Annotated in this window: 24 protein-coding genes and 1 other annotated feature; of the genes, 15 read left to right on the top strand and 9 right to left on the bottom strand. The window is 35.9% G+C overall.

Annotation, left to right across the window (positions count from 1 at the left end):
- Positions 1–141: 141 nt before the first annotated feature.
- Together RWU19_RS08625 and RWU19_RS08620 are read left to right on the top strand one after the other, a co-directional pair.
- A complete protein-coding gene (locus RWU19_RS08625; protein WP_316002795.1) occupies positions 142–2,208 on the top strand; it encodes a bacterial Ig-like domain-containing protein in 2,067 nt (688 codons plus the stop codon).
- Between the two features lie 82 nt (positions 2,209–2,290).
- Positions 2,291–2,860, top strand: a complete 570-nt coding sequence (locus tag RWU19_RS08620) for a GNAT family N-acetyltransferase (RefSeq protein WP_123838248.1) — start codon at positions 2,291–2,293, stop codon at positions 2,858–2,860.
- Positions 2,861–3,035: 175 nt separating this feature from the next.
- Here RWU19_RS08620 and RWU19_RS08615 read toward each other — a convergent pair whose 3' ends face one another.
- The gene (locus RWU19_RS08615; RefSeq protein WP_002340928.1) at positions 3,036–3,842 is read right to left on the bottom strand and encodes a hypothetical protein; all 807 of its coding nucleotides are present in this window, start codon (positions 3,840–3,842) and stop codon (positions 3,036–3,038) included.
- A gap of 138 nt (positions 3,843–3,980) precedes the next feature.
- On the opposite strand from RWU19_RS08615, the gene RWU19_RS08610 reads away from it, so the two are divergent.
- Positions 3,981–5,495, top strand: coding sequence for a flavocytochrome c (locus tag RWU19_RS08610; protein WP_123838247.1), 1,515 nt, complete (start codon positions 3,981–3,983; stop codon positions 5,493–5,495).
- A 281-nt stretch (positions 5,496–5,776) separates the two neighbouring features.
- Here the strand turns inward: RWU19_RS08610 and RWU19_RS08605 are convergent, their stop codons facing one another.
- The 6 genes from RWU19_RS08605 to RWU19_RS08580 form a co-directional block, all read right to left on the bottom strand.
- Positions 5,777–6,760, bottom strand: coding sequence for an NAD(P)H-quinone oxidoreductase (locus RWU19_RS08605; protein ID WP_024635605.1), 984 nt, complete (start codon positions 6,758–6,760; stop codon positions 5,777–5,779).
- A gap of 4 nt (positions 6,761–6,764) precedes the next feature.
- The gene (locus RWU19_RS08600) at positions 6,765–7,412 is read right to left on the bottom strand and encodes an NAD(P)-binding oxidoreductase (protein WP_002334895.1); all 648 of its coding nucleotides are present in this window, start codon (positions 7,410–7,412) and stop codon (positions 6,765–6,767) included.
- 84 nt (positions 7,413–7,496) lie between these two features.
- Complete coding sequence (locus tag RWU19_RS08595; protein ID WP_002308409.1) at positions 7,497–8,129, bottom strand: ECF transporter S component; 633 nt, start codon at positions 8,127–8,129, stop codon at positions 7,497–7,499.
- A gap of 16 nt (positions 8,130–8,145) precedes the next feature.
- Positions 8,146–8,697 (bottom strand): phosphopantothenoylcysteine decarboxylase, encoded by a 552-nt coding sequence (coaC, locus tag RWU19_RS08590; protein ID WP_002340924.1) that lies wholly within the window; start codon positions 8,695–8,697, stop codon positions 8,146–8,148.
- Complete coding sequence (locus RWU19_RS08585; RefSeq protein ID WP_070769796.1) at positions 8,694–9,431, bottom strand: phosphopantothenate--cysteine ligase; 738 nt, start codon at positions 9,429–9,431, stop codon at positions 8,694–8,696. Before RWU19_RS08585 ends, coaC begins: the two co-directional genes overlap by 4 nt.
- Positions 9,428–10,417 carry an oxidoreductase gene (locus RWU19_RS08580; protein ID WP_123838246.1) on the bottom strand — a complete coding sequence of 330 codons (990 nt, stop codon included), beginning with the start codon at positions 10,415–10,417 and terminating at the stop codon, positions 9,428–9,430. The genes RWU19_RS08585 and RWU19_RS08580 overlap by 4 nt, the downstream gene beginning before the upstream one ends.
- Before the next feature lie 268 nt (positions 10,418–10,685).
- On the opposite strand from RWU19_RS08580, the gene RWU19_RS08575 reads away from it, so the two are divergent.
- The 5 genes from RWU19_RS08575 to RWU19_RS08555 are packed head-to-tail and all read left to right on the top strand — an operon-like array spanning position 10,686 to position 15,046.
- Positions 10,686–11,228 (top strand): helix-turn-helix domain-containing protein, encoded by a 543-nt coding sequence (locus RWU19_RS08575; protein ID WP_002287040.1) that lies wholly within the window; start codon positions 10,686–10,688, stop codon positions 11,226–11,228.
- Between the two features lie 16 nt (positions 11,229–11,244).
- Positions 11,245–12,330 carry an ABC transporter ATP-binding protein gene (locus tag RWU19_RS08570; protein WP_002308416.1) on the top strand — a complete coding sequence of 362 codons (1,086 nt, stop codon included), beginning with the start codon at positions 11,245–11,247 and terminating at the stop codon, positions 12,328–12,330.
- 11 nt (positions 12,331–12,341) lie between these two features.
- Positions 12,342–13,148: an ABC transporter permease gene (locus RWU19_RS08565; RefSeq protein WP_002287038.1), complete on the top strand. Its 807-nt coding sequence runs from the start codon at positions 12,342–12,344 to the stop codon at positions 13,146–13,148.
- Entirely contained in the window at positions 13,149–13,976 is an 828-nt protein-coding gene (locus RWU19_RS08560; RefSeq protein ID WP_002308417.1) for an ABC transporter permease, read from the top strand.
- The gene (locus tag RWU19_RS08555; protein WP_002320232.1) at positions 13,973–15,046 is read left to right on the top strand and encodes an ABC transporter substrate-binding protein; all 1,074 of its coding nucleotides are present in this window, start codon (positions 13,973–13,975) and stop codon (positions 15,044–15,046) included. Before RWU19_RS08560 ends, RWU19_RS08555 begins: the two co-directional genes overlap by 4 nt.
- A gap of 534 nt (positions 15,047–15,580) precedes the next feature.
- On the opposite strand, the gene RWU19_RS08550 is transcribed toward RWU19_RS08555, so the two are convergent.
- The gene (locus RWU19_RS08550) at positions 15,581–16,480 is read right to left on the bottom strand and encodes a helix-turn-helix domain-containing protein (RefSeq protein ID WP_123838245.1); all 900 of its coding nucleotides are present in this window, start codon (positions 16,478–16,480) and stop codon (positions 15,581–15,583) included.
- A gap of 207 nt (positions 16,481–16,687) precedes the next feature.
- Between RWU19_RS08550 and RWU19_RS08545 the strand changes: the two genes are divergently transcribed.
- The 7 genes from RWU19_RS08545 to RWU19_RS08515 all read left to right on the top strand — a co-directional run bounded on the left by RWU19_RS08545 (position 16,688) and on the right by RWU19_RS08515 (position 23,473).
- On the top strand, positions 16,688–17,593 hold the full coding sequence (locus RWU19_RS08545) for a PqqD family peptide modification chaperone (protein WP_123857993.1): 906 nt from the start codon (positions 16,688–16,690) through the stop codon (positions 17,591–17,593).
- A 39-nt stretch (positions 17,594–17,632) separates the two neighbouring features.
- Entirely contained in the window at positions 17,633–17,845 is a 213-nt protein-coding gene (locus RWU19_RS08540; protein ID WP_002308423.1) for a hypothetical protein, read from the top strand.
- A gap of 131 nt (positions 17,846–17,976) precedes the next feature.
- A complete protein-coding gene (locus tag RWU19_RS08535) occupies positions 17,977–18,744 on the top strand; it encodes an ABC transporter ATP-binding protein (RefSeq protein ID WP_002308425.1) in 768 nt (255 codons plus the stop codon).
- A gap of 265 nt (positions 18,745–19,009) precedes the next feature.
- Complete coding sequence (locus RWU19_RS08530) at positions 19,010–20,158, top strand: hypothetical protein (protein ID WP_260241574.1); 1,149 nt, start codon at positions 19,010–19,012, stop codon at positions 20,156–20,158.
- Positions 20,155–20,856, top strand: a complete 702-nt coding sequence (locus RWU19_RS08525; RefSeq protein WP_024635596.1) for a thioredoxin family protein — start codon at positions 20,155–20,157, stop codon at positions 20,854–20,856. Before RWU19_RS08530 ends, RWU19_RS08525 begins: the two co-directional genes overlap by 4 nt.
- A gap of 213 nt (positions 20,857–21,069) precedes the next feature.
- Positions 21,070–21,297 (top strand) — a binding site (T-box leader).
- Positions 21,298–21,356: 59 nt separating this feature from the next.
- On the top strand, positions 21,357–22,487 hold the full coding sequence (locus RWU19_RS08520; RefSeq protein WP_002312178.1) for a 5-methyltetrahydropteroyltriglutamate--homocysteine S-methyltransferase: 1,131 nt from the start codon (positions 21,357–21,359) through the stop codon (positions 22,485–22,487).
- A 194-nt stretch (positions 22,488–22,681) separates the two neighbouring features.
- On the top strand, positions 22,682–23,473 hold the full coding sequence (locus RWU19_RS08515) for a hypothetical protein (RefSeq protein ID WP_123853060.1): 792 nt from the start codon (positions 22,682–22,684) through the stop codon (positions 23,471–23,473).
- A 291-nt stretch (positions 23,474–23,764) separates the two neighbouring features.
- On the opposite strand, the gene RWU19_RS08510 is transcribed toward RWU19_RS08515, so the two are convergent.
- Positions 23,765–25,378: an FAD-dependent oxidoreductase gene (locus RWU19_RS08510; protein WP_123837930.1), complete on the bottom strand. Its 1,614-nt coding sequence runs from the start codon at positions 25,376–25,378 to the stop codon at positions 23,765–23,767.
- Positions 25,379–25,431 lie beyond the last annotated feature (53 nt).

Raw genomic sequence — 25,431 nt, 5'->3', positions numbered from 1 at the left:
CCGATTTTCTTGAAACAATAAAAAATCAAGAAAAATACTGTCCCAATTGCCCATCTTTTTTTGATTTTATCTATATAATAAAATCATCTTATGAAAATTACTACTTCATGCCGAGGCAAGAGTAGGGAGGACTAAGAATAAATGTGTTCAAAAAGACAACCTAAAAAACTAAATAAACACGCTTGCCGTTTAGACAAAGAACGATCGTGTTCTGAAAACCGCTACGTCAAATTTGTGATGCGTACGATGCTGATCAGCTTATCTGTAGGTGTCTATATGAATGTACCCGTTCAGGCAACGGCACAAACCATCAAGATCGTACGTACATCTGTCTCTGAGACGACGACTGATTCCCCTATTACTATTACCCATACTTTCACTGATGTAAGTGGAACACAGCTACTTCCTTCTTTGAATTCCTATAATAAAGTCAGTTATCCTCCAACGATAAACCACTATTGGTTAATTCCTAACAAAACATTATGGACATCAGAAACTGGAAGCAGCGTGCCGCTTTCTGTCTTTTCCGGTATGACTGATCCAACAAAAGGGGATCAGCTAAAACAGATCATTGATAGTTTAAATCATGCTTTGACAGGTGTGAAGGACGGTGGAAGTGCACAAGTCTCTTATGTATATGGAAAAGATTATTCACAGTTCGAAGGAAAGGAAATCGACGTTCTGGCAGGGACAAAAATTTCGATATCGAATCTGGTAGAAAGCTTGAGGAATGCAGATGGAACACAAGGAGATATGTCCAAAGTAATTTCAAACAATGGGAATATCATAGACACGACAAATCCAGGAGTATCTACTATTGACTTGTCTTATTTTGATCCAATTGCTTTAAAAACAATGACTGCATCTGCTGTGATTCATGTTCATGCTGATCAAACAGCTGTCAAAGGCAAAGATCTTCATCTAATAACAGGAGAGAATTACGACCCTAAAGCTCTTATCGAATATGTAACAAAAAGCGATGGAACTTCAGGGAATAAAGAAGAAATCAAAATGAGCGGGACAGTAGATCCTGCCACACCGGGAGAATATCCCGTCGTATTAACTTATGTAGACCCTCTTACATCAAAAGCGGTGGAAACAACAGCTGTCGTTTATGTAGAAGCACCTGCTGCTTCATCGACTGTCATCACTCATTTTATTGATCGTCAAACGAATAAAGAACTGCAAGCAGAAACACGCATAAGTAGTGTAGAACTTATTCCAGATTTACAACTCCCTGCTGAATTTTCTGATCGAGTGCCAAATGTAGATTTGTCGACTTATGAACAAGACGGAAAAGTCACTTATATTTCTGACTGGATGCAAGCAAACGGATTAGACAGAAATAGTAACTGGTCGGTGATCCTTGAAGCCCTTCACTCAGAACTGATGAATAATAGAAAGCAATCAGGAGAGGAAATTACCTTCACTTATGTTTATGTACCGGATAATAGTTCATTAGAAGGTCACGTTGTTATTGCTCAGCCAAATGAAAAAATAAGTAAAGAAGAGTTGATCCAATCCGCAACAAACTCCTTAGGTAAACCCGTACCGTCAAAGGATGTAGAGGTCACAATCAACGGAGAACCATTGGAGGATGGTTATTTGACCAAACAAACAGGCGATTTTACGATTATGTATAGTTACCATGACCCGTATTCACTCCAAGAACTCCGTGCTCAGTCGCTATTACATGTTTTACCATTAAATAAACAGATAAACCAAAAAGAACAAAAAAAACAAGAAGAAAGCTTGTCAGAAAAAAAACAACAAATGGCTCCTACAGTTTCTCCAACAGGGGAAGTAAAACAAACAAGAAGCCTAGAACCAGCAAGAATATCTATAAAAAGTTCAGAATCTAACAAAACGATAAGGCAAGAAGATCGTTTGATCCCACAAGTTTCTGAATCGGAAAATGAAATGTTAGAGTCTAACATAGAACAACAATTAGAAAAAGAAATTGTTGCTAAACAGCCGGAAGATCAAAATGAATCAGAGAACCACAAGGAAACGAAGAAAAAACGCTTGTCTACTATTGATTCCACCGATGAGCATCTGCAGCCGCAAGTACCACTTCCTAGTCCGGGAACACCCGCACCTGGTGGAGGTGTCCCTTCTTCTTCCGCTTTAGGAGATGTCATGCGAGGTATGGCAGGAACATGGGTATACGCTAATCGAAATGAATTTGACGCAGATGACTGGTTCTGATTCATTCCCCTATCTGTTATAGTCAAATAAGTAGCTGAGTTATCTGTTATTTGGCATAATGGATACGAGGAGGGATAGAAAAATGTTAGATAAAACGTTGTCTTACGCAGAAATCTGGATGACAAGACCACTTCAACTGCCTGTGCCAATGACACCTTTAGCGGAAGGTTTTGAATTTCGAACCTATCAAAAAGGGGACGAATCTGCTTGGTCAGAGATTGAAACTTCCGTTGGGGAATTTCAAACGACAGATGAAGCACTTGAGTATTTTCAAAAAAACTTTGCTCCTTATCCTGAAGAACTTGAAAGAAGGATGTTTTTTGTAGAGACAAAAAATGGAGAAAAAGTAGCAACCTGTACCGCTTGGCGAAAGAAATCAAGAGAGCGAGTGTATCCGGTTTTTCATTGGTTGGCAGTTAAACCAGTTTACCAAGGAAAAGGGCTCGCAAAAGCATTGACTGCTAAAGTCTTACAAGAATTTCCTACTCTCCATACGGATGGACCAATCTATCTTCAAACCCAGACATGGAGCCATCAGGCGATTGCTCTTTATAAAAAAATGGGTTTTTCTTTTATTGCTGAAAATCTAGATGGCACACCTAATCCAGACTATGAAAAAGTTATGCAGGTTTTAAGTAAATTAGATAAATAAAAAAATGGTGAAATCAGCTCACAATAATTAGAAGAAAAACGGAAAAGTAGTTCTTTCTATCTTACTGTTTTTGAATTCATCCTGTTGGCTAGCTGATGATACGCTATTTATTCGAAAAAGAAGAGGTCGTGACAAAAGTCTTGTCACTGCCTCTTCTCTTATTTCTTTAGTATGTTTATCGTTTGATTTTCTTGGGAATAAAATTCTTGATGAAAGTAAATTTTTGGTAATCATTTCGACTATAAAGGTAACCAAATATACTGAAAACGACTGCTCCAATAAAATTAACAAATAAATCCTTCATAGTATCCATGATTCCCACATCTAAATAACCATTTTGGATGATTATTTTATCTGTTTTACCGTCTGCATTCTGACTTTCAATGATTGTCCGAGTGATATCAGGAACATGATAGACAGTGTTTCCGTCTTTGCTTAACTCCACACTATTGATTTGCTGGACGATCGTATCTTTTTGCATATCGAATTGTAGCAATTTATCTGCTGAAAATTCAACAAACTCCCACATAACACCAACTGTCATCGAAAAACAAAAGGAAACGACTGCTAATAACAAAGGAGTCAAGTTCATCGTTTTTGTATTTTTATTGAGCAAATAAACAAGTGAAAAACCGACACCCCCAGCTAAAAATCCGCTGAATGCATGTAGAAAAGTATCCCACATTGAAAAATAGCCATAAAAATCGCTTAATTCTCCTAAAACCGTTGAACTGAAAATAAAAGATAACAATATGATTTCTAACATATTTGGAATCTGTATCTTTAATATCTTTTCCAGGAAATAAGGAATTTCAAATAAAATCAGTGTCAATAATAAAAGCATCGTATTTCCCCAATGTTGGTTCCAAATCTGATCAGCCAACATAATAACAACGATGATACGTAATAAAATATAGATTCCATTTGTGATTCTGCCAGCAGTCTTTGTACTGTTCGTAAAAAAGGTTTTCAAATGATTCATAAAATAACTCCTTCATGTATATCCTTAATTATACTAAGAAGCGTGCGATTACCAAAACTATATGTCTTAAAGAAAAACAGAGTTGATATTGTGAAAAAAATCACTTAATATAAGCATAAGGAGAAAAGGGGGATAAATATGAAAAAATTAGTTGTTGGTTTATTAACGGCGGTTTCGCTTCTTGCCATGAGTGCATGTGGCGCAGATCAGAAAAATACAGCACAGACAAGTTCTAGTACGAAGGAATCTGCCGAAGTGTCATCAGGTGCTTCTGAACAAGCATATACTGATCCAAAAGAAATGAAAGAATCTTATGATATCGTAATCGTGGGAGCTGGCGGTGCAGGGATGGCAGCCGCTATCGAAGCAAAAGATGCTGGCTTGAACCCAGTGATTTTCGAAAAGATGCCTGTTGCCGGAGGAAATACGTCTAAATCATCAAGCGGAATGAACGCTTCTGAAACCAAATTCCAAAAAGAAGAGGGAATCGAAGACTCAAATGAGGCATTCTATGAAGAAACGCTAAAAGGTGGCGGAGGAACAAATGATAAAGAAATGCTTCGTTACTTTGTCGATCACTCTGCTGATGCAATCGATTGGTTGGATCAAAATGGGATCAAACTAGATAATTTAACGATCACTGGAGGGATGAGCGAGAAGAGGACGCATCGTCCGTCTGATGGCTCGGCTATCGGTGGATATTTAGTGGATGGATTATTGAACAGCGTCCATGAGCGAAAAATACCGATTTTTGTCAACACAGATGTGACAGACATTAAGAAAAATGGCGAAACAGTCAATGAAGTGACTGTACATGTCCAAGGAGAAGAACCAAAAGAGATCACCGGTAAAGCAATCGTCGTCACTACAGGCGGTTTTGGTGCTAGCAAAGAATTTATTGAAAGATATCGTCCCGATTTAGCTGATTATATTACGACAAATCAAGAAGGATCAACTGGAGATGGTATTACCATGATCGAAAAGTTAGGCGTACAAACCGTTGACATGGATAAAATACAAATCCATCCAACCGTGCAACAGGATGAGGGAATCTTGATCGGTGAAGTGGTTCGCGGAGAAGGAGCAATCTTGGTGAATCAAGAAGGCAAAAGATTTGTGAATGAAATGGATACAAGGGATAAAGTATCTGCAGCCATCACAGCGTTGCCTGAAAAATCAGCGTATTTGATTTTTGATCAAGGCGTGCGTGATCGTGCCACTGCCATCGAATTTTATGACCAAAAAGGATATGTCACAACTGGAAAAACAATGGAAGAATTAGCAGAAAAAATTGATTTGCCAAAAGAAACATTAGCAAAAACAATTGATGGATGGAATGCGGATGTTGCCAAGAAAAAAGATGCTCAATTCAATCGTGCCACAGCCATGGAACATGATCTATCGTCTCCAAATTATTATGCAATCAAAATCGCGCCAGGGATCCATTATACGATGGGTGGTGTGAAAATCAATACGAATACCGAAGTATTGGATAAAGAAAATCAGCCGATCAGCGGGTTGTATGCTGCTGGAGAAGTCACAGGTGGCTTACATGGAGACAATCGGATCGGTGGAAACTCAGTTGCAGAAATCATTATTTTTGGGCGACAAGCGGGCATACAAGCAGCTCGGTTTGCTTCGCAAAATGAATGAAATAGAACGTAAATAAAAAGAGGTTGTGAAATCAGCGTTTTGACCTGAGTATTAGAGAAACAAACGAAAAAATAGTTCCACATATTTTGCCGTTTGTTGAGCGAATACCGAGGGTCAGCTGATTGAACACCGTTTGTTCGGAAAAAGAGCGTGGGACAAAAGTAAAGAACACTTTTGTCCCACGCTCTAAACACGTATAAACGGCGGAAGCAGAAGCAACTCCTTCTTATTTCTTGGAGTTAAACGCTTCTGTCCCAGCCTCTTTTTTGATCAGCATGGTTTTATTCAGTTATCTTCAAAATGATTTTTCCGATGTTTTTGTTTGCTTCCATATATTCATGTGCTTGTTTGACTTCGCTGAATTGGAATGTACGGTCAATGATTGGCCGAATCTTGCCACTTTCTAGAAAAGGCCCCGCTTTTTCCATAAAAGTTTGTGCGAGCTCTGCTTTATACTGATCACTTCTAGGTGTCAATAATGTACCAAGAAGTTGGACACGTTTCCCAATCAATACACCAAGGTCTATCTCAGGCACAATGGTTCCGCCAAGCATACCAATCAAGACCCAGCGACCATCAACGGCTATAGAAGCTAAATTCTTTTCCCAGTAAGAAGCGCCGATGAAATCCAAGATAACATCGACTCCTCGACCATCAGTGATTTTTCTTACCTCTTCTTGAAAATCTTGTTTTTTATAGTTGATCAATTCATCTGCACCAAGTTCTTTACAAAAGGCGAGCTTTTCTTCTGATCCTGCAGTAACGATGATTTTCGCGTGAGAAAGTTGTCTAGCTAATTGGATCGCTGCTGTTCCAACACCACTTGCTCCTGCGTGGATCAAAACAGTTTCGCCTTCTTGTAATTTTCCAAGCCAATAAAGTGTTTGATAAGCAGTCAGAAAAACTTCTGAGATTCCAGCAGCAGAAACATAATCTAACGTATCAGGGAGAAGGATTGCTCGATCGGCAGGCATCACAGCATATTCAGCATAACCACCTAGATTGACTAATCCGTACACTTTTGTCCCAGGAGTAAAAGTGGAGATATCACTTTTATTCTCAACTACCTCTCCAGCTACTTCGACACCCAAAATAGGGTAGGGAGGTTTTAAAGAGACTGATTCTCTTTTCATGATATCTGTTCGATTGACCGCTGCTGTATGGACTTTTATCAATAATTCGCCTTGTTTTGGTTCAGGAACAGGCACTTCTATTTGTTCTAATACATCTACAGAACCAGGATGCTTGATTGAAATGGCACGCATGGATCTATTCCTCCTTTGCCCATTCTTGGAATGCTGTATTCAACTCTTTGCTACCTTCAGAAAGTACTAGAGTCGTACGGGAAATATCCGTTTCTTCCACAAGAGCGGCAAGTACAGCAGCAACTGTAGAACGAGAAATCGTTTTGGCTGCTTTTTCATTAGGCTTAGTCAATTGAATGGAGGTGACTTCTTCATCGTTCGTCAATGTGACTGGTTGAAGAATGACAAAATCTAAGTTAGTTCGTTTCAGCCATTCATCTGCATAATGTTTAGTAATATAATAATCTGTCATGGACTCAGGCCATTTTGCTGGTTCATCTGCATAAACAGCACTGACCATCAGATAACGAGAGACATGCGCATTTTCAGCTGCGATAACTGTTTTGATTGCACCATCCAAGTCTACTTGCAGAAGATTCTTTCCTTGAGAACCGGCAGCAAAAATCAATACATCGATACCTTTGAATGCTTCAGCCATTTTTTCCACGGACCAAGTCAAATCAAAAGAGACATACGAAACATTCTCTTTTTTCACTAATGTCTGGGAAGCGACATCTCTTACCCCAGCAAAAATTTCGTGGGGACTTGAAGCTAGATCTTTTATCAGGTGTCGGCCAATCTGTCCGTTTGCACCTACAACAAAAATTTTCATTTGGATCATCCTTTCGACGTCAAATCTTACTATTTAATAGTAACACCAAAAGAGAAAAAAATCAGACATCGGCTACGATGACTATCAGTGATGAAGAGAAGGGCGCTTGAAGTATCTTAACAAGACATTGCATACTGCTGCAGTCGCAAGACCAGCGACGATTCCTTCAGGTACGCCACTTGTAAAAATAACTGCAAGAATAGCTGAATAAACAGCGTTTAAATTTGTCCCGATGACTTTGGCGTAATCTTGCTGGAATAAAAAGTAGATCATATTCATCACTAAAATCGTATTGGTCAATGAGCCGGCAAGTCCTGCTAAGAATAAAGAGACGGTATCTGCTTTTTGTTTCATCAGTTTGCGCAGACCATTATAAACGAAATAAGGAACAACACCAATCAAGATCCGAGGGATAAACGCGATCAACAAGGCTTTCCAGCTTCCGTGTTCAGTTCCGATGACTGGGATGAACGGAGAAAAGACAAAAGACAAAGGTGTTTGGATAACCGTACTTCGAATCATACTGATCAGTCCAAATGTACCGCCAAGAAAAGCACCTAGTCTTGGTCCTAAAACGATCGAAGCAATGATTACAGGTATATGCATGGTTGTTGCATTTATTGGGCCAATAGGAATAAACCCTAGAGGCGTAACAGCTAATAAAATCAAAATAGCTAAAAACATCGCAGTCAAAGTAAAATTTTTTGTATTTTTCATAAGTACTCCTTTTTCACTAAGCATTTCTTTCGTTAAGAGTCAGCATGACCTGTTCGATGATCGTCTGAATATCAGCTAAGGCACCTTTTCCAAAATCTCCGCAAGCTAAAAGAGATTCTTTTGGTTCGATTTCCTGATAGCCGACAGATCTCAATGTTTCCAGATTACGCTGAGTGATCGGGTTTTGATACATATTCGTGTTCATGGCAGGGGCAATCAGTTTTGGTGTTCCCTCCGGAAGCGCCATTGCGACTGTTGAAAGGAGATCGTCTGCAATGCCGTTTGCTAGCTTGCCGATAATGTTTGCTGTAGCAGGTGCGATGAGAAACAAGTCAGCTTGTTTGGCTAGTTCGATATGATTGATCACCTGTGGATTTGATTCTTGCATGACATCTGTATGGACTGCTCGCTTCGACAGAGATTGCAAGGTTAATGGCGTGATAAAATGTGTGCTGCTTTGAGACATAATCACATCTACTTGGACACCTGATTTGACAAATTGACTTGTAAGATCGGCGCTTTTGTAAGCAGAAATACTTCCGGTAACGCCTAATAAGATCTTTTTCATTTTGATTCCTCCAATCTAATTTTTTCAGTAATCAATGCAGCAATCTCAGATTTGCTTTGTGCTTCTTCCACTGTCCCATCTTTAGATAAGAGATATCCGTGGTGTGTCTCGCCATGGATTTCTGTCAAATCATTTGCGAAAATAAAATCAGTTTTGTTATTTATCAGACTGTTTTTGGCGACTGTAAGAAGTGATTCCTTTGGTACATCTACTAATAGTTTGAAACCAATGATTTTCGCTTTCGGCTGCCATTCACGCAGATAAGAAATGATTTTTGGCGTTTTCTTCAAAACGAGCACAAGATGCTCGGTGTCAGAAGAGATCTTTGAAGCAGAGTTCTTTGTTTGTTCATTTTCTGCAAACCAATTGGCCAGTTCTTCTTGCGTTGAAGAAGCGGGTAGTTTTTTTGCCAACTGTTCTTCTGAAAAACTAAAAGCAGGAGTAAAATCACTGACTGCCATACTGTGGATAATTGCATCATAGTGTTCTTCTCTTGTGAGTGCTTCTAATTGTAAAAACAAGTCTTGGGCAGACTCAATCGTATAGATCGTTATATTGGAACGTCTTTCCGGTTTCAGTGCTTGTCTCGTAGTCACGTAATCGACTGTGGTATCTGGGTTGGCAGCTAAGTGATCAGCTAAAGCTTGTCCTAATCGTCCTGTCGAATGATTCGTAATAGCGCGTACCTGATCGATTTTTTCAGTTGTCCCTCCAGCTGTGATCAGAACCTTCATTTTTGGTCACCTACATTTACCAGTGTTCTTCCTTGATGTGTCCCAGCAAGTAGTTTAGTTGCTGTTTCAGGCAACTGCTCCAGAGTAATTTCTTGGGCAACTAAGTCATCTGCTATCTGCAAATCTGCCATCTGTTGCCATAAAGAAGGACGTTGTTCAATAGGTACATTGACAGAATCGATCCCAATCAATTGGATGTTTCGCAGAATAAAAGGCAAAACGGTCGTGTTTAATTTGATTCCCCCTGCATTGCCGCATAAAGCTGCTACACCGTTATAAGAGATCAATGGAAGAAGACTACTTAGTTGCTCACCACCTACTGTGTCGATGACAGCATCGATTTGCTGTTTTCCTAAAGCTTTTGTTGTTTCTGGCAGAAATTCATCAGGTCGTACGACTTGAGAAGCACCTAGACTTTTTAGCCATGTGACAGACTCTTCTTTTCTGGAAAAAGCAATGATTGACTGGAATCCGAGTTTATGTAACAGGGCGACAGCTACACTGCCTACACCGCCAGAAGCACCAGTAACGACAACTTTTTTATTAGAGGTTATGCCTTGACGGATTAAAGCGTTCACACACAACATAGCAGTAAACCCTGCTGTACCAAAAATCATCGCTTGACGCAGTGTCATATTTTTCGGTAGAGGGACTAACCAGTCTCCTGGTACTTTTTGGTATTGGCTGTAACCGCCTGGATAGGTGACACCAAGCCCAAAACCAGTAGCAAGTACAAGATCTCCTTCTGAAAAACGTGAATCTTTACTTTGGACGACAGTTCCGGATAAATCAATCCCTGGAGTCATCGGATAGGTTCGTATCACCTGACCAGACTCGCTCATTGCCAATGCATCTTTATAATTGACATCAGAATAGGCAATTTTTACCAAGACTTCATTTTCAGCCAATTCAGTAAATGGCAGATCACTGACTGCTGTATGGAAAACAGGTTCATTTATTACCTGAAAAGATCGAAAAGCGTTCATTCGTGAGACACTCCTTTTAAAAATTTTCTTTTATCATACCACAAAGCCTACTTTTTTATTCTGGTTCTTCCTTAAATTTAGACAAAAATTAGGTGAAAGAGGAAGAAAAAAGAAAGAATCGAATAAGTAGAAATGATTCGAAAAGATAAAGAAATATTCAGCAAAAAAAATGTTAAAAAGGGTTGCCTTTTGCAATAAATTTCGTATACTAATACGAGTGGTAGTAAACTGGAAGTTTACTATTAGAAAACTTCATACGGAGGAAATTATGGAAATTGGTGAGAAGTTAAGAAATTTGCGCATCCAAAAGAATTTGACACAAGAAGAACTAGGCGAACGCACAGATTTGTCAAAAGGGTATATTTCCCAGTTGGAACGAGATTTAAGTTCACCATCAATGGAAACATTCTTTTCTATTCTTGAAGTCTTAGGTGTGACTCCAGAAGAATTTTTTCATCAAGAAGCAGCGAATCTGCAAGTGGTTTATTCAAAAGAAGATCATACGGTTTATTTCGATGAAGAAAACGGGTATGAATTGGAATGGCTGGTGGCTGATTCGAATGAAAAAGAAATGGAGCCTGTTTTACTAACTTTTGAAGGTGCAGGAGAATATAAGACGTTTGAACCTTCATTATCTGAAACGTTTATTTTTGTATTAGAAGGGGAATTAGAGTTAAGCTTAGGAGAGACGGTCTATGTGGCAAAAGCAGGACAGTCGATCTATTATCAAGCGACAAAACAACATCAATTAAGGAATCATCTCAAAAAACGAACAAAAGTATTGATTGTCGCGACACAATCATATTTGTAATATAGGGGGTAAAAACGTGGGAAAACCAATCATTTCATTTGATCAAGTAGTGAAACGCTATGATGATGAAACAGTATTAAAAAAAGTAAGTTTTGAGATTGAACAAGGAAAATTTTATACACTGCTTGGTCCTTCCGGCTGTGGTAAAACAACGATCCTACGTATTATAGCTGGATTCACTGAAGCTACAGAAGGGGACATCTATTTTGAAGGGAAACGGTTGAATGATTTGCCAGCTAATAAGCGACAAGTAAACACCGTCTTCCAAGATTATGCACTTTTTCCTCATATGAATGTTTTTGATAACGTTGCTTTTGGATTGAAGATCAAAAAAATGTCCAAATCTGATATCGAAAAGAAGGTAAAAGATGCATTGCGTATGGTCCAGCTTCCTGGATATGAGAAACGGGAGATCAGTGAAATGTCTGGTGGTCAAAGACAGCGTGTAGCGATTGCACGAGCAATCGTGAACGAACCTAAAGTATTGTTACTAGATGAACCGTTATCGGCGCTTGATTTGAAACTACGTACAGATATGCAGTATGAACTGCGGGATCTGCAACAACGATTAGGGATCACGTTTATTTTTGTGACTCATGATCAAGAAGAAGCGTTGGCGATGAGTGATGAGATTTTTGTCATGAATAAAGGGAAAATCGTCCAAAGTGGTACGCCTGTAGATATTTATGATGAGCCAATCAATCATTTCGTTGCTGATTTTGTTGGGGAAAGCAATATCGTGGACGGTGTGATGATCGAAGATAATCTAGTTGAGTTTGTTGGTAAGCAATTTGAATGTGTCGATGGCGGGATGCGCCCGAATGAGCCAGTTGAAGTTGTTTTACGCCCAGAGGATTTGACGATCACGACACCAGATAAAGGAAAGCTAGTCGTAACGGTCGATACTCAGCTGTTTCGTGGTGTCCATTATGAAATCATCTGTTATGATGAACAGCAAAATGAATGGATGGTCCATTCGACGAAAAAAGCTAAAGAAGGAAGCAAAGTAGGATTGGCCTTTGAGCCAGAAGATATCCATGTCATGCGTTTCAACGAGTCTGAAGAAGAATTCGATGCACGTCTTGACAGTTACGAAGAATAGGGGGGACAAGAATGAAAACAATGCGCAGGATCTATTCCGTCCCTTATATTTTGTGGCTCGGTTTATTCGTGATCGCGCCTGTATTAATGATCATTTATCAATCTTTTTTTGATATGAATGGGCAATTCACGCTGAATAACTATCTATCTTATTTTACGTCGGGGACATCGCTTTCTATGACGATCAATTCTGTATGGTATGCATTTTTGATCACGTTTTTTACACTGATCATTAGTTACCCGACTGCTTATTTTTTAACAAAACTGAAGCACAAGCAATTATGGCTGATGTTGATTATTTTGCCTACATGGGTGAATCTGCTGCTTAAAGCTTACGCATTTATTGGAATTTTCAGTGTTCACGGCAGCGTGAATCATTTCTTTGATTTTATCGGGATCGGACCGAAACAGATATTGTTCACAGACTTCAGTTTCTTGTTCGTCGCAACGTATATCGAGATTCCATTTATGATTATGCCGATTTTCAATGCATTGGAAGAGATGAATCCTTCTTTGATCAGTGCCAGCAGAGATTTAGGAGCGAATAGCTTTGAGACCTTCCGACGAGTGATTTTTCCATTATCATTAAATGGTGTGAAAAGCGGCGTCCAAGCAGTCTTTATTCCTTCTCTTTCTTTATTCATGCTCACTCGTCTGATTGGTGGAAACCGAGTGATCACTTTAGGAACAGCTATCGAACAGCATTTCTTGGTTACGCAAAACTGGGGGATGGGTTCTACGATCGGTGTGATTTTAATCATTGCTATGTTTATCGTGATGCTCCTGACAGGCGAGAAGAAAAAAGGAGGTCGCTCATAAATGAAAAAATTTAAATGGTCGTATCTTTATTTAGGGATCGTCTTTTTATTCTTATATGCACCGATCTTCTATCTGATTTTTTATTCCTTCAATGAAGGAGGAACGATGAACAGCTTTACAGGGTTCACTTGGGAAAATTATGAAGCTGTTTTTGAAGATACTCGTTTGATCATTATCGTATTGAATACGTTCATGCTGGCTTTTTTATCTGCATTGATCGCCACGATCATCGGGACATTTGGGGCTATGGGGATCTATTACACGAAGAAACGACGTGCACGGACAGCGTTGTTGAGCATGAATAACATCTTATTAGTCTCTCCTGATGTTATTATCGGTGCTAGTTTCTTGATTTTCTTTACACTACTAGGATTCGGATTAGGTTTTCAGAGTGTATTGCTTTCCCATATTGCTTTCAGCATTCCAATCGTCGTCTTGATGGTCTTGCCAAAATTGCAAGAAATGAACGATTCAATGGTTGATGCGGCTAGAGATCTGGGTGCGAATAATTTGCAAGTAGTCAAAAATATCATTTTGCCTTATCTTTCTCCAGGGATCATAGCTGGGTATTTTATGGCATTTACCTATTCTCTTGATGATTTTGCGGTTACGTTTTTCGTCACAGGAAATGGCTTTACGACGCTCTCAGTAGAGATTTATTCTCGTGCAAGACAAGGAATCAGTTTAGAAATCAATGCGCTAAGTGCATTAGTTTTCTTGTTCTCCATGATATTGGTCATTGGTTACTACTTCATTAGTAAAGAAAACCGTCCAAAACGGTTGAAGAAAAACAGAAGGGTACGCGAGGGGGTGGCACGGCTACGATGAAAAAATTACAATCTCTGTTTTTAGGTATTCTCATCATTATTGCGGTGCTGCTGCTTGGTGTTCGTCAACTTGAAAAAACAAGTGGCATGAGTGGAGCAAAGGTACTGACGATCTATAACTGGGGGGATTATATCGATCCTAGTTTGATCACGAAATTTGAAAAAGAATATGGATACAAAGTAAATTATGAAACATTTGATTCTAATGAAGCGATGTTCACAAAGATCCAACAAGGTGGAACAAACTACGATATCGCTATTCCAAGTGAATATATGATCCAAAAAATGATCAAAGAAAAACTAGTGCTACCCTTAGATCATTCAAAGATCAAAGGATTAAATAATATCGATCCACGATTTTTAAATTTGGATTTTGATCCAGCTAATCAGTATTCGATTCCATATTTTTGGGGAACTTTAGGGATCGTATATAATGATAAATTCTTTGATGCAGATCAAATCCAGCATTGGGATGATTTGTGGAAGCCGGAATTGAAAGACAGTTTGATGCTGATTGATGGTGCACGAGAAGTTATGGGGCTTTCTTTGAATAGTTTAGGCTATTCTTTGAATAGTAAGAATATGGCACAGCTGACAGAAGCAGCAAATAAATTGAATCATCTAACACCAAATGTCAAAGCAATCGTGGCTGATGAAATCAAAATGTATATGATCAATGAAGAAGCTTCCGTGGCAGTAACATTTTCTGGCGAAGCTGCCGATATGATGTGGGAAAATGAACATTTACATTACGTGATCCCACCAGAAGGGTCCAATCTTTGGTTTGATAATATCGTTATGCCAAAAACTGCGAAAAATAAAGAAGGTGCCTATGATTTCATCAACTTTATGCTAGAACCGGAAAACGCGGCACAAAATGCAGAGTATATTGGTTATTCTACACCAAACGAAAAAGCAAAAGCGTTATTGCCAAAAGACATTTCGTCGGACGAACAATTTTATCCATCTGATGACACGATCTCTCATCTTGAAGTCTACGAAGATCTAGGATCGAAATACCTAGGCATCTATAATGATCTATTCTTAGAATTCAAGATGTATCGGAAATGATGGCAAAACTCAGTAAAACTTGGGATTTATCAACCTTCTAAATAGAGAAAAAGCGACCTATTTCTACCTGATTTTTCCAATTTTCTACCAAAGCGGCTGAAAATTCCATAAGGTAGGGGATAATTTGATATATAGAAAGAACAATAAACAAAGTTGGTTTGATTTTTTCTGAAAATATTGTAGCAAACGTCGTCACAGTTTTTCATGTATCAGTTGGTAGGAATATGAAGACAGAAATAAAGAGAAAATAAAAAGTACTAAAGCTTCTAAATTTTTAGCTTTAGTACTTTTTAGTATCCAATTTCTCAGTTTAACTCAGAAAAAGTGAGTCCTGTAACTGATAGCTCAGTGTGATTTATTGCCTTTCAACTCCTTATTTTTGTTTATTTTGACGGAATCTATTACTACTTGGTCATTAAATATCTTCTTTTTATTCATTATTGTTGTTTCACCGTTTTTCTACATACATAATAAAGATCATAATTGTTTAAATTCACAGTGATTGTTCCCATTTTTACTACTTACCTACAATGATTAATCTACAAAAATTATTGGTGTGATATTGTAAATAAGCTCAAATTTCTTTAAGTCGTCTTTGAAACGTTTAGATAGGTTATGTGAACCAATCATTTTTAATCCTTGAAAATATTCTAATAAATCATTTGCTCGTCCAGATTCTTCTGTTAAATGATCGAAAAGTAATTTATAAAAATTACAGTAAACACCTGTATCTCCAAAAAATAACAGTCTGTGACGAACATCAGCTATCTTCTCTAAATATTTTTTAGCTAAAACGGTTTCTTTTCGTTCGAGCATTAATAAAAAAGCATTGTTATACATACCAATCAATATGGAATGAAAAATCTCAAAATCTTTATTTTTTTCTATTTTTCTTTCAATGTCTGATAATCTACCGTTTATGTAATTTGTTTCAAAAACAAATAAAAGAGTAGTAAAGGTTGCCATTTCAAATCTTCCCCAATCATCAACAGCTTCCAAATAATTTTTTAACTTGGATAGATATTCTTTATCAGAGTTGTTTAGTTTTCTTTCGCTATCTGCTAATTGATACCAACCGATCGTCTTAGCAACTAAATAATTCCTGATATCTACTATATTATTTGTATTTCTGGCTTTTTTTCGAAGTGCTTGCAACATATGTTGAGAAATTGATTTGTCTTCTCTGATTTTCTTTATTAATTTCTTTAAACTCCAATTCTTTTCTCTTAGGATATCTTTGTCTAAATAAAAAATAAATTCATCTAAACTTAAATTCATCTTCTCCAGTAATTCAATTAAAACAAAAAATGGAATATTTGTTTTGCCATTTTCGTATTTCACAAAAGTTTCTCTAGTTATTATTCCCTTTGATAACTCTTTTTGAGAAAGCCCTCTTTCTACACGGAGTTTTCTCAATAATTTATGAATTTCCATATTTCCTCCGTTATTTTAATTTTTATGATGTGAAAATTTTGACCATAATTTAAATTTCTGTTTCTTAGCTACTATAATAACACATAAATAAAACATGCAAAGAACAAAACAAAGAGGTGGTGAAAATATGTTTGCTATTTCTTTTAAATCATTCAAAGATTGGTTCATTGATGTTCGCTGATTTTTTAAGGGTAAGGAGAAAATTTTTTGATAAATGAAAAGATAAGAAATGTGATTTTTTTCAATGATAACACAATTTTTAGTTTTGATATTTTTATACATCCGGAGATTTATATAGAAAATCAAAGAATATTTGATAAAAGAATTCCCAAATTGGAAATGATAGTAGATTCAATAGGATTACTAATTTGCAATAAATTAATAGAAACCAAGAAAATCAGTTTGAAAGAACTATTTCAATGGTTTCAAGAAGAATTTCCTGATGTGCCAAAAGAAAATTTAAAAAAAGACCTAGTAGTTTTTCTACAAACCTTAAATAATAGGGGGATTATCAATTATACACTTCCTAAAAGAACCTCTATTAAAGAAAAAATCTCTTGTAGTATTAAAAAAATTCAAAAAAATTTGCGAAGCAGTCATAGTATTCATAACGAAAAAACGTTAAAAATTTTCTTGGAAGTGTGCTTTCATGTTTTAAAAGAGAATTTCCCAATAATTACTTTCATATGTGGAGTAAATTTATTATGTTTACTTTTTCTGTTCTTATCTTTTCAAGAAATTCGTTTAGAGTTTTTATGGATTCTATTCCCAGCTTTTTCCTATCTCGTTTTGCTAATGAGCATCATACTTCATGAAACCACTCATTTGATTTTATATAGGAAGATCACTCATCATAATCACGGGTATTTATCAATAAAAACTTTATCTATGTCAATTGTTAGAGAAAAAGTATTAGATAGAAAATCAAATATCCTCATTACGTTTTCAGGAGCGTTTTTTGTTTTCTTTTTAGGTGTTCTACTCTATTTCTTATCAGATAATTTGTGGATAAGAATACCTGCTTTTATTTTTATGTTTCACATTATCAATTTATTGCCCTTTTTTGGTGACGGACATACGATTATTACAGAACTACTAAATTCTAATGATTAGTAGTTTTGAAATGATAAAAAAATTAAAGGAGATTCTATTATGGATTATTCAGCACCAACTATTACAAGTCAAAATATTTATTTGGCAGAAGATCAAGTTGTTTGGTATACCGTTGCAATTGCTATTCTTCTATTACTTGCTGTTACAATTGTTGCGGCTTGTGTTTTGTATTGCTTGACTAAAGGGAAGAGTTTCACTGGTTCTTGGAGTTATGTAAACGGAAGTGGGTCTGTAAGACTGGGCTGTAAGTAGCAATTACTGTCTACGATCATTTATTTAGCCCATGTGAAAGTATGCAATTTGTTAGAAGCTATCCATATCTTTATTTAATCGGATAGCTTTTCTTTTGTTTAATCAATTCTATTGGATGTAGAGGATAAAATATGTTAGCTATTAATGATTTAAATAAAATATACAAAAACTCTGAAAACGGAGTAAAAGAAATTTCTTTTCAAATTTCAAAAGGAGAAATTCTTTGTTTGGCAGGACCGAATGGTTCAGGAAAAACAACTTTACTAAATTCTATTCTCGGAATAATAAAGAAAGACAAAGGAAGTATTTCTTTATTTGGACAAAATGTTGATAATGATGCTATAAAAAATAGATTTGCCTATATTTCTGATGAAATTATCTTAATCGAGGAATTGACAGGTTTTGAATACCTTGCATTTATAAAAAGTATGTATAAGGGAATCAATAAGAACCAGATTATTACATTATTAAAAATATTTGATTTGGAAAAAGATATAGACAAGCTAATCAGTTCTTATTCTCACGGTATGAAGAAAAAGTTGCAGATTATTTCAATGATTATGAAACCATTTGATGTCTTAGTTTTAGACGAACCCTGTAGAGGATTAGATGTCGAAGCTGTTTATGTTCTGAAAAAAATAGTGGATTCGTTTAAACGCAAGGGGAAAATGATACTTATTACTAGTCATGATTTACTCTTTATTGAAGAAATATGTGACAAAATTTTAATTTTAACTCGTGGAATAGTAGTAGGAGGTGGTACTCCTGAAGAAATCAAATCCCAATATAAAAAAAATAAAATAGAAGAGGCATTTCTTGAGGCGGCATTTTTGAAAGAAAGGGAGAATGAAATTGATTGTTATCTTGAAGATTATTTCGATGTTATCGAAAGTATATAGAAATAAAATCAATCAAGTTCTAAATTCAAAAGAAAAGAGAATTGGAATGTTTCTTTCTGTTTTTATCATAATCGGAATTTCTGCTTTACTAGCAAATATTCTAACACATGATGTTGTATCTATTTTTTTAAATGGGAATTTAGAGATACTTTATTCTGCAAATTTAACCTATTTAATATCGCTATCAATCTTTACTTTTTCTCTTTTTATTGTTTTAAAATTTCTTGATCCAGATGAATCTAAAATTTAAAAAAACTTGGATAGGTTGCCTATATCTAAATTAGCTATGTATATTGGATATTATTCTTTTCCGTTAAGCATACAGGTAGCAATACCTTCTATCTTATTTTCTATAATTATCATTCCACAACTTGTAACAAATGGAATATCAGTTTCTCTGTCATTAAGAATAGCAGGAATTTTCTTATTACAATCAATATTTATCACTTTATTAATGAATTTGTCTTATAATATTTTATTTTTTTTAGGAATACGCATGAAAATTCCCTTTGCTAAAAGTGTTTCTTTATTGGTGCAAACGATTATTATATTGAGAATTGTTGTTACTTTGCTTGAAAATATTCAAAATATCTTACTAAATTACGAAACATTTTCTTATAATATCTTATTCTGGAACTTGGGATTTTTAGGCCATATTATTTTAGAGAATACCTTTTCTGTTAATCTTTTACTTCTTGTTTTAGTACAATTAGTAATATTTATTGCTTGTATCCATAGTTTTGCTTTGCTTTCTTCCATTCAAGATAAAAATGAATATCAATCAAAAGTATTTGCTAAAATCAATAATACCAAAAGCTTAAATATTAGTCTTATTCTTAAAGATATGAAATTATTGTTACGCTCTGAAAATACAATTCTTTTAATTCTTCTACTATTAGGATTAAATATCTTTACACTACTGAGTCATCTTCCAATATTAGATATTCTTATTAAGATAGATGCTGGCTTGTTAGGTACACTTGGCTTTCTAAGTTATGGCGTAGATGAAAAGATGTTAAGTTTTTATAGAATTTTAGGAGTTAAGAGAAGTCAATATTTTTTAGGGAAGTTCATCAGCACATTTGTTGTTACCTCTTTCTTCTTTTTATTAATGCTTCTTTTTAAAGTTCCAAGTTTAAGAGAATGCCTTTTTGGTTTAGGAATTTTAGCAACTTCTACTCTTAGTTCTATTATTTTGGGTGTTTTCTTTCCATACAGTAAAGAAAATCCATTATCGCAAACTAGCCTTATATTGGTTTGTGTACTAGGCTTATTTCCGATTACTTATTTAATTAACCTTTTTAATAGTTATTCTAGTATTATCCAAATCACATTAGTAACAATTTTTATTGTTACTGGTTTTATCATAACAAATCACGTATTTAATACTAAATGGGAGAAAGAACGACTATGAAAAAAATAATTCTTGACATCTTTAAATATAGCGGCGTTTCATTTTTTGCAACATTTTCAATTCTAGTTGCGTTGATAATTCCTAATGGAGTAAATAGTTTTTTAAACGGAACAACTTTTCAGGCACCATTGAACCTGTTAACTATATCAGGAATTGCAAATGGTTCTGAAAATTCATTAGAAATACATTTTACACGAATCTTTTTTTGGCAAATATTACTTTTATATACTTGTTTGACATTTATGATTTTTGGAATAGTGTATGCTAAAAAAAATAAAAAAGCTGTTTATTTGGTAATATCATTAGCAGCAATGGTTACACTTGTATTAGGTTCTACTCAATTATCAAGAATTCAACAGGAGCCTTTAAAAACAACTACAATTCAAGGTATAGACTCTATCATGGATAGTAAGGGGAATAGTATTGTTTACATTGGTAGAGAAAATTGTCCAGACTGTATATTATATAAACCAAAATTAATTTCTTATTTGGAAAAGGAAAAACTAGAAATTAATTACCTAGATACTACTGGAAATAAAACCGATGTTGATAATTTCAGAAAATATTATAATAAATTAGGTGTCGAAAGTATTCCTGCTGTAATTTTTATAAAAAATGGTAAAGTAGAACGCATCTTATATGGGGATAAGGAAGCTGAAAATATAGAACGTACCATAAAACTTTTTAAAACCTCATAAGACGGAAATAATGAAGAAATCAGCAAATTTGCATAACTATAATAAAAAGGACTTAGTTTTGATGGGAAATTTTTCAAAATTAAGTCCTTTTTATGTAGTTGAAACGGGTATGATTATTTTAAGGAAGTGATCTAAGGATACCAAATTAGTATTTATTTGTTCTTATCCCCTATTGACTTTTCTTTCAAACATGCTATTCTAATTTTATTCTAATAGTATCCGATGAGAAGGAAAGTAGACAGGAAATGGTTCAAGAGAGGCTTTGGTTGGTGTAAAAAGCTAGAAGTTGACTGTCGAAAATGGCCTTAGAGGATTTTTTGTCGAAAGGTAGGCAAAAACGAACAGTCTTTCGTTACCAAGACCACTGATTTTATTGTCAGGCTGAGAGAAAGAATGTTTTTTCTGAAAAAAGGTGGTACCACGAGTATAATCGTCCTTTTACTAGTATTTGCTAGTAAAAGGATTTTTTTTTACAACAAACAAAGAAAAGAGTGAGTGAAATGAGCAAAAACAAACCATTTACAGTAGATCATGTCGGAAGTTTCTTACGTCCACAATCGATCAAAGAAGCAAGAAAAAAAGTTCAAGAAGGCTTACTTTCAAAAGAAGAACTTCGTACAATCGAAGATCAGGAGATAAAGAGATTAGTAGAAGATCAAAAAGCAGTGGGCATCAAAGGAATTACGGATGGCGAATTTCGGCGCGGATTTTGGCATCTTGATTTTTTAGAAGAACTAAATGGTATCGAAGGCTATGTTCCAGAAACTGGATATAATCAAACATTCCACGGGAAAGCAGCTCCAGCTTATAATATTCGGGTAGTAGATAAATTATCTTTCAATCCAAACCACCCATTTTTAAAAGATTTTGCTTTTCTGAAAGAAGTAGTGGAAACAGATGATACTTTTGTTGCAAAAGCAACGATCCCTAGTCCCACGATGATTTTACGACAAGAGATTCTATCTAACGATGGTTCTTCAAAAATCAATGAGATCTATCCTGATCTATCTGATTTTTATGAGGACTTGTCATCTACTTACAAAGCAGCCATCCATGCTTTTTATGAAAAAGGTTGTCGCTACTTGCAATTCGATGATACAAATTGGGCGTTTCTAGCTGATCAAACTAAAAGAGAAGCACTTCTTCAAAAAGGAATTGATCCGAAAGAAATGGCCCATATTTGTACAGAGATTATCAATAACGCACTGGAAGACAAACCAGAAGATTTGACGATCACGACACATATCTGCCGCGGGAATCACGCTTCTTCTTGGCTGTTCTCCGGTGGATATGAACCCATTGCAGAAGAGTTGTTTTCAACGAATTATGATGGTTTCTTTTTGGAATACGATTCTGACCGAGCAGGTGATTTTACCCCTTTAAGACATTGGAATAACAAAGAAAGTAAAGTTGTTTTAGGATTAGTTACTTCTAAGTTTCCAGATTTGGAAGATACGGAGAAAATAAAAGAACGAATAAAAGAAGCACAACAATTTGTACCATTGGAAAATCTAAGTATCAGTCCTCAATGTGGGTTTGCTTCAACAGAAGAAGGAAACCATTTAACAGAAGAAGAACAATGGAAGAAAATCCAATTATTGCAACAAGTCGCAAAAGAAGTTTGGCTATAAAAAATGTAGTATTCCAAAAAGCTAGATTTTTATGAAGTGGAGAAATCCACTTTTTTTATTTTCTGATGACTAGCCGTATCCCATAAATCCTTCACTATATTTTTCATTTTCTATAAACCAAAAGGAAAAAAATGACCTTTCCCTCTTTTCGATAAAATGATACGGTAATCGACAAAAGAAAGGGAGGAGACTATATGAATAGATATGAAATATTATCGAGATTTTTCAAAAAAAATAAGCGATATGATTTTGTGACTAAACGTAACGAAAACCAGCAGCAATCCAATGCTCAATTTCAAGCTGTGGGATTTGATGTAGATATGGATGTGTTAAAATATTTGCGCATTTACGAGAAGAAATACTATGCGGAAGAAACCAGTCAGTCTAATTCTTTGGAAGCATATTATCGGCTGAACTATGTTGCAAATTTAGCACAAATGACCTGGGGACCACCTTTTACTGGGGATACATCATCAAGTGAATTTATAAAATATTTTAAAAAAGACATGGTTGGTCAACTACAAGATAAAATTTATTTATCTGATTATCTTCATTATTGGTTGAATATAAAAAAAGAAAAATTGAACTATATAAAATCTACATGGCGATACGATGAAGAATTAAAAAAACCTTTCGAAGAAGAAAATAAAAAAACTTTCCAAATACACTATACTCTTTTGTTTTGGTGTCTTGATGGAAAAATTCCAAACAGAAAATTGAATAACCAAGCTGTAAATGATATAGTCAACCGAATGTCCGTTCATCATTATGCGATTCATGAGGAAGTCAAAAAATATTATAACAATAGAAGAGACATTTTTGGAGAACTAGTTCCTAGCGTCTCACAACGTAAGCCAATCGACCCGGCTCAATTAAAGAAGTTACAGCAAATTTTGTTAGAAAAAAGAATAGAAAACAAAAAAGAAAACAAAAAAACATCTAATAGAAATATCATATTAGGCCCTGGTGCTGAGAAATTAATATGAAGCCTTATAACATTAGGCGCCGTTATTCTAGAGACGACTATGCGTTAAGATTTATCTCAGAACCAAAAGACGGTTTTTCTAATGAAAAGAAACGCCTAAAATAACCAAACTGCGGGATGTTTAAACTTTCTTAAACTATAACCTAATAAATGTGAAGAAATAATGCACAATTTCTTCACATTTATCTTCTATTCTATATACATACCAACCAACAACCCTATATACTTTTTCATTTTTACTCCTCAAGTAAAAATAACTCCTAGACCGCGGCTACCCACCGCGGTCGTTTTTTTATTCTTCGATCAAAATCGCTTTGATACCCAAACCTGACAAGATTCGTGCAGAAGTATAAGTATTCAATCCTCTTCTAAAAGTAATGTAAACTTTTTTATCTTTTGGGATTTCATTGATTCGATCTCGTAACTCATTCATTGGAATATTTTTTGTTGCCGAGATACTGCCAGAAGGTGCTTTATTAGGTTCACGTATATCTAAAAAGAATGCTTCTTTCAAATCGTTTTCGGGTATATCGCCTGCTTTGATCGTTTCTACGATATTTGTCATTTGATTGATTGCGACATAACCAGCTATATTCAGCGGGTCACGGGTAGTAGAATATGGGGGAGAGTAAGGCAACTCAAGATCGGGTAAATCAAAGACTGTCAAGTTTCCGGTGATCGCTACAGAAAGTTCTCCCATCCGTTTGTCGACTCCCTTTTCTCCAAATGCTTGTCCACCTAAAATCCGACCGCTATCTGCATCAAAAATTAGCTTTAGATTTAATCTTGTAGCTCCTGGATAGAAATAGGCATGGTCAAAAGGAGTGATAAAAACAGTTTTGTAATTCGTTATGCCTGATGCTCTTAGTGCATGTTCTGTCATTCCAGCATAACTTGCTGTATGATCAAAGATTTTTGCGACACCCGCACCAATATATCCGCGATAGCGCATAGGCGTACCATTTAAAATATCTGCCAGCATGTGTCCTTGACGATTGGCCGCACTGGAAAGCATACTTTGAATCGGCTGCCCAGTCACTACACTAGTCGTTTCGATAATATCGCCAATCGCATAGATGTCCGGAAGATTGGTTTGTAACTGGTCATCGACAATGATCTGTCCTGTATCAGTTAATTGTATGCCGGCTGCTTTCACCACTTCATTATTCGGAGAAACGCCAACAGCAAAGACAAGCATATCAGTGGAAAGGACGGAGCCATCTGATAATACTAATTCTCGACCTTTTTCACGGATCTCAGTAACTGTTGTTTCTAAATGAACGGTTAGTCCTTCTTTTAGCAATTTGTCATAAACTAGATCAGCGATTTCTGGATCATAAGGGAAAGCGACTTGCGGCAATTGATCGATTAAAGTCACGTCTAAGCCGCGATGTTTGAAATTCTCAGCTAATTCCAGACCCATGACACCTGCGCCAAGAATGACGACATGTTGTGGATCTTTTTCTTCCAAGAACGATTTGATTCGATCCGCATCCGTCACACTGCGAAGGACAAAGCCGTTTTCTGCTTCAAAAGCTCCGGGAATATCCGGGTAAGCTGGTCTAGCACCAGAAGAGATGATCAACTTATCGTAATCCGTTTCTGTCTCTTTATTTGTAGATAGGTCTTTAACTATTAATCGCTTAGCAGATGGATCGATTGCTGTTACTTCGTGTTTAGTAAATACGTCGATGTTGTTTTTTGTTTTCAATATTTCTGGTGTACGTTCGATCAGCGAGTCACGGTCCGTGATCACACCACCTAAATAATAAGGCAAAGCACAACTTGCGTAAGAAATATTCTCTCCGCGTTCATAGATAATGATTTCGTGTGCTTCATTCAATCGACGGAAACGAGTGGCAAATGAAGGACCGCCAGCTACACCGCCAATGACAACAACTTTCATAAAAACATCTCCTTTTCTATGTTGATCGTACTATGTTATGGCAAAAAACAGCA

Source organism: Enterococcus sp. 2STP (assembly GCF_032465635.1).
GTDB lineage: Bacteria > Bacillota > Bacilli > Lactobacillales > Enterococcaceae > Enterococcus_B > Enterococcus_B lactis.
The sequence above is the reverse complement of the archived record's forward strand: the minus strand, read 5'-3'. Positions and strand labels throughout refer to the sequence as shown.